General features: G+C 60.0%; 8 protein-coding genes. 2 read left to right on the top strand and 6 right to left on the bottom strand.

The window, feature by feature from the left end:
• The 5 genes from Q331_RS0119070 to Q331_RS0119050 all read right to left on the bottom strand — a co-directional run.
• On the bottom strand, positions 1–196 hold a 196-nt coding region (locus tag Q331_RS0119070), incomplete at its 3' end, for a transposase (protein WP_026381965.1).
• A 48-nt stretch (positions 197–244) separates the two neighbouring features.
• Positions 245–1,222 (bottom strand): hypothetical protein, encoded by a 978-nt coding sequence (locus tag Q331_RS0119065; protein WP_026381964.1) that lies wholly within the window; start codon positions 1,220–1,222, stop codon positions 245–247.
• Positions 1,219–1,713 carry a hypothetical protein gene (locus Q331_RS0119060; protein ID WP_034493268.1) on the bottom strand — a complete coding sequence of 165 codons (495 nt, stop codon included), beginning with the start codon at positions 1,711–1,713 and terminating at the stop codon, positions 1,219–1,221. The genes Q331_RS0119065 and Q331_RS0119060 overlap by 4 nt, the downstream gene beginning before the upstream one ends.
• Positions 1,714–1,729: 16 nt before the next feature.
• Entirely contained in the window at positions 1,730–2,326 is a 597-nt protein-coding gene (locus Q331_RS0119055) for a hypothetical protein (RefSeq protein ID WP_026381962.1), read from the bottom strand.
• On the bottom strand, positions 2,326–2,898 hold the full coding sequence (locus Q331_RS0119050) for a recombinase family protein (protein ID WP_026381961.1): 573 nt from the start codon (positions 2,896–2,898) through the stop codon (positions 2,326–2,328). The genes Q331_RS0119055 and Q331_RS0119050 overlap by 1 nt, the downstream gene beginning before the upstream one ends.
• Before the next feature lie 265 nt (positions 2,899–3,163).
• Here Q331_RS0119050 and Q331_RS0119045 point away from each other — a divergent pair, with 265 nt between their 5' ends.
• Both Q331_RS0119045 and Q331_RS0119040 read left to right on the top strand, forming a co-directional pair.
• Positions 3,164–3,421 (top strand): hypothetical protein, encoded by a 258-nt coding sequence (locus tag Q331_RS0119045; protein WP_026381960.1) that lies wholly within the window; start codon positions 3,164–3,166, stop codon positions 3,419–3,421.
• Positions 3,418–5,055: an autotransporter outer membrane beta-barrel domain-containing protein gene (locus Q331_RS0119040; RefSeq protein WP_156953426.1), complete on the top strand. Its 1,638-nt coding sequence runs from the start codon at positions 3,418–3,420 to the stop codon at positions 5,053–5,055. Before Q331_RS0119045 ends, Q331_RS0119040 begins: the two co-directional genes overlap by 4 nt.
• Positions 5,056–5,057: 2 nt before the next feature.
• Here the strand turns inward: Q331_RS0119040 and Q331_RS0119035 are convergent.
• On the bottom strand, positions 5,058–5,272 hold a 215-nt coding region (locus Q331_RS0119035; protein ID WP_026381958.1), incomplete at its 5' end, for an integrase core domain-containing protein.

Raw genomic sequence — 5,272 nt, 5'->3', positions numbered from 1 at the left:
CCTTCGACCAGCTGTAGTAGAGGCTCGTCGCAATGCCTTCGCGCCGGCACAGCTCCGCGATGCTCTCCTCGCCACGCAGGCCCTCGAGCACGATACGGATCTTCTCCTCCGCCGAATGATGCTTGCGCGTGCGCCGACGGATGTCTTTCACGACACGATCGGCCGGCAGCTTGGGCGTTCCGGGTTTCTGTCTCATCTCCACTCCTTGGCGGTTACGATGAGCCAGAAACCCTCCTTTACGAAATCACCTCAGATGGCCCATGGGCGCTGATCCCGGACAATCGACAAACATCAATCCCGATAGCAGTTTGGAAGCTGTGCCGCGCGTCATTCCGAAAAGGCGCGTTTTCCGATCCTTTGCGAACTGCATAAATGAGCGGCGCGCGAAAGCGCGAGCGAATATGTCCGTGTACTCTGCAAAGTTTACACTGAGCGACAAGCCTCCCAGCCATGGATGGATCACGAAGACCAGGAGGAATGGCTTTCGCCGGGCAAACTGTTTTGCGAATCTGAACGCGTAGTCCGCATTCTGCTCTGCCAGCAGGTACGGGTCCAAAGTCTGCACCGTCGTCTGAATGTGGCTGGGGGGCCTCAAGCGGAACTCCAACGCATCTCGATCTGCTTTGCGATTGGCAGCCAATTCGGACTTGAGCGCGCCATAGTCGCTGCTCAAGAGCCGAGACAAGAGCTCCAAGGGAACGTCTTTGCTCCCTTCAACGGCCACGAAATCGGGCGCAAGATCAGCACTGAGCTTTTCGGTCAGTCGTCCGACAAGGTGTTCTTGGAGACCAAATGCCTTGATATCGAACAGGATCGGGGCGGGCAGATCCAGGCGGCCATCCAGATCGGAACCATTGGGATTGAGGATGTCCTTTGCGGTCGCGGCGATCTGGACTTCGAATGGCAGGCCGTAGTCGAGTAGCGTCCCGTAAACGGCCAGTTCGCTAAAAGTGCCATAGACATTACGGCTGGTGAGATCGGTCAGCGCTTTCCTGATTTGCGCTGTGTCGACCCCCATCCTGACCAATCCATCGATCCATCGGGCGATGGCGCCGTTGTGATCCGCGCAACCGCTCAGATTGTAGGCGTCCTTGTCCAGCGCCTTACCGGCCGTCGAATCCCAATAGGGTTCATCCGCTACGCTGCTCTTCAGATTGAGTTTCGCGATTTCGGCGCTCAAACCCTCCAGCGTGCTGATCCAGTCATATCTTGTCTTACTCATACCCTGCCTTGCCCTCCCAGACTTGCCGGCCAGACCAGCAATGCCAGCCGCTTGAATTCCGGCACGCCAAGCGCGCCGCGGGCTCGCGCCTTCGATCCGGGCACAGCAAGTCGTTCCTCAACAGCAGCGTAGGGCGCCTCCCACATTTCGCGCGGCTCAAGCGTGCGATTGTCGAGCAGGACCAGCAGCACCTTGTCGCACGGGGCGCCGCGCTTGATCGTGCCGAGCCGCTGGCCGGGTTTCGCATCCTCGCCGTATGCGCGGCCCTTTATCTGGATACGCTCTTCGCCGTTGGCGGTCCTGCGGATCGCGTCATATCCCGCGGTGCGCGGAGGGGCCAGTTCAAGCCCGAGCGTCTCGGCCACTACATATTCAGCCACCTCGCCGGTCACACCGAGCGGCTTGCCCGTCAGGCGGTAGTATTCGGCGGCCAGCAATTTCGCTTCCGCCAGGATCTGCCGCAGCCGCTGCGCTGTTTCACCCTCGCTCATTGCCCCCGATCGAACCTCACTTCTGTTCCTCGCCGTGCGCTTTCCGGCGCACCGCTTCAAGATCACCAGCCTCGCTCTGCCGTTTGATTTCTTCCTCATACGCAGTCGTCAGCGGCGTTACGATGTCCGCTGATCTCGCGTCGATCAGGTAGCTGATGCCGTCGCGGCGCCCCAACTCCCGCGCGCTCTTAATGGCGAACGTCGCGAGCTTTTCGGCACTGAGGTTGGAAATGTTTGCCGCGATCTCTGTGTAGAGCGCGACATCGACCCCCTCGAAGTTCTCTAGACGTCTGACGACCACCGTATTCGGTCCCGGCCTGTCTGGCCGCTGATATCGCTTGTCGCTCCCGACCTGATTGATCTCGCGACGATAAAGACGATCGGTCGCCTCCTGTTCGGACACGTTCAGCACAAGCAGCATGGCGCGGACGGACGCGCCACCTTCCGTCACAGGCACGAGTGTTGGCGCCCCGGCTCGTTCACGGCTTGTGCGGGCGAACTCGACCTTAAATGGCGTCATCACTTCGCGCCGATCAATGATCGCGCTTGCGATCTCATCGCCCGGATTCTCGATCAATGAACCGTAGGCCAGAATTCCGACCGACTCCGCCATTACATCCCTTCCATTGAACGCGGTCCGCACAGCGCCCGACGCAGCGTCGTGACATCGACATTGAGCAGCGCCGCGATGCTCGCCCTTGTTTCCTTGCCCTCTTTTATCAACTCCCGCGCATGGTCAAGCTGTTGTGCCGTCAGTTTTCGCGGGCGGCCGATATGCTTGCCGCGCCGCTTGGCGGCGGCCATCCCGGCCTTCGTCCGCTCGGAAATCAACTCGCGCTCAAACTCCGCGAGCGCCGCCAGCATATGAAAGTAGAACCTGCCGCCGGCGCTGGTCGTGTCGATCTGCTCTTGCAGCGAACGGAACCCGACGCCCGCCTGCCGCAGGCCGTTGATCGTCTCGACGAGGTGGGGAAGGGACCGCCCGAGGCGATCGAGCTTCCACACCGTCAGCACGTCGCCCGCATGGGCCGCCGCGAGCGCGTCTGCCAGGCCCGGCCGTTCGATGGCTGCGCCTGATACGCCGTGATCTTCATAGATATACTTGCATCCGGCCGCCTCTAATGCTTGCCGTTGCAGGTCCAAATTCTGTTCCTCGGTCGATACCCTCGCGTAGCCAATATCCATACCGGCCATTTTGCACGACCCTTTTGCCGCGACCGATCAATAACGGAATCAAGCACTTACAAAGCTGGGGATAACCGTGCGGAAGGCTTCCCTTTTGCAGGGCCATTGCGCGGACTCGTTGTCGAGCGCTTCGTTGCGCCGGACGGATCAAAAACGCAACATATAGTATTATGCAAAGTATAATTTAACTTTTCCTGCACGAAAACCCTGCTATTATTGTGTAATGTAAAAGGGAAGGTTTTTATTGCGAAGATACATACTTATAGTGATCGTTAGTTTTATTACAGGCATTCTTACCGCCGGTTCGATTTCCTCGCTCGCCGCGACAGGCCGCAGCGGCAAGCCGGAGGAGCTTCCTGCCATTCGGGTCGCCGAGGACGGGCGGACGATGGCGATCGTCATCCAAGGCAGGGAGGTCATGCGCGTGGACGCTGACGGCGTCCACGTCACCGGCGATCTCACCTACAGCGGCTCGCTCACAGATGTCGGCGCCAAGGGGCCGAAAGGGGGCGCGCCGCGATGAACGCCGGACACAGGATATCTCCATCCCGCTTGTTGCTAGGCTTGGCGTTCGTCGCGGCGCTCCTCGCCGCCGTTGCCGTCCCCGCATCGGCGCAACTCGCTGGCAGCGACACTAGCCCCGGCGACTCTTGCGCGGGCTTCCCGGCGGGTGCGACTCGCATGACGGCCGACGCCGATCAGGACGGCGCGGCCGTCATTCTCATCTGCGACGGCACAAGCTGGGCCGTGCCGGGAGGTGGCGCAAATGCCCTCGACGACCTGTCCGACGCGGTCACCAACTACAGCAGCGCCAATATCTTCATCGGCCAGGGGGCAGGCTCGGCCACTGTCGACGGCGACGACAATCTTGTGCTCGGCGGCTACGCCGGCGGCAGCCTTACAACAGGCTACAATAACGTCTTTCTCGGCAATGTCGCCGGGCGCGATACCGATACAGGATGGGGCAACACCTTTCTCGGCTTCCAGGCCGGTCTGCAAAACACGAGTGGCCGGGAAAACACGTTCGTCGGTTTCTATGCCGGCGGCGACAATACGACCGGGATCGACAACATCTTCCTCGGCGGCGGTGCGGGACTGAACGTCACTACCGGTAGCCTGAACATACTGATCGGCCAGAATGCACAGACTCCTGCCGCATCCACGAATAATTACCTGAATATTGGTGACGTGCTGTTCGCATCGGGGCTTTACGGCACACCGCAGGTCGGCGTTGGAAATAGTGACCCGCAAGCCATGCTCCATGTGGGCTCTGGCGGCGATGTCACGGGCACCCCGCTGTTCGTCCTCTCCGAGAACGGAAGCGGCCAGCCTTCGTTGAACTTCGTCGATTACGGCAACGACATCACTGCGATGGGCATTACCGCCAGCGACTACTTCGCCGTCGCAACGGAGGACACGCAGGCCGGGATCCAGTTCCGCGTCGGCGGGGATTGGACCACTGACATGTTGAACACTGCCGTCCCCGCCGTGACAATTCTGACTAACGGCAACGTCGGCATCGGCACCGACGCACCTTTCGGAAAGCTCGATGTCGCCGATACGAATGACTCTACTTATGTTCGCGTCATCAATACAGACTCATCCGCCGCGCGTTATCCCGGCGTCGTGGCGTTGAACTATATGGGCTCTGCCGCCTCCGGGAACCCCGTCGTCAGCCTTATGAATACGCGTGGCAGCATTGGCAGTCCCGCCGCCGTCCAAGCGTGGGACACCCTTGGTGCCATCCACGCCTTCGGCGCTACTACCAGCTCGAACTGGGGCATCGGAGCTTTTATATCGTTCACCGCTACGCAGAACTATTCGGCCTCCGGCCATGGCGGCGCCATAGACCTCTTTACGGTTCCGAATAACGACACAAATGCGGCGCTACGGATGAGAATATCCCAGAACGGCAATGTCGGGATCGGGACTGACAGCCCCGGCGCCGCTCTTCATATTGATGATCACAGTAATGCAGGCCCAGCAACTCCTGCTGTAGTGGTTCAAGCTAACAACCCGGTTCTTAGTCTCTATGATGATGTTACTGATAGTCTTTCTCATACGCATGCATATGTTGAATTCAAGGGTGTCCGTCGTCAGATATTTCGGGACTTCGGAGGCCATGACGCTTTGGAGGGTCTGGCTCGATTGGGTTGACGTTAGGCTGCGGGCTGCTGGTTGAGCAAGCGGCGCTGCCGGATGGTTTCGTCCTTGATCCTCCTTCTCTCCTCGAGGATGGCCGGCGCCCTGCCGAAGTAGGCATCGGCAGGCGTGACGTTACCGAGGCTCTCGTGGACGCGGCGGTGGTTGTAGTGATCGATGAAGTCGCCGATGGCGGCCTCGAGCGCGCCGGGCAGATAGTGGTTCTCGAGCA

It is taken from the genome of Afifella pfennigii DSM 17143 (assembly GCF_000688515.1).
Lineage (GTDB): Bacteria > Pseudomonadota > Alphaproteobacteria > Rhizobiales > Afifellaceae > Afifella > Afifella pfennigii.
The sequence above is the reverse complement of the archived record's forward strand: the minus strand, read 5'-3'. Positions and strand labels throughout refer to the sequence as shown.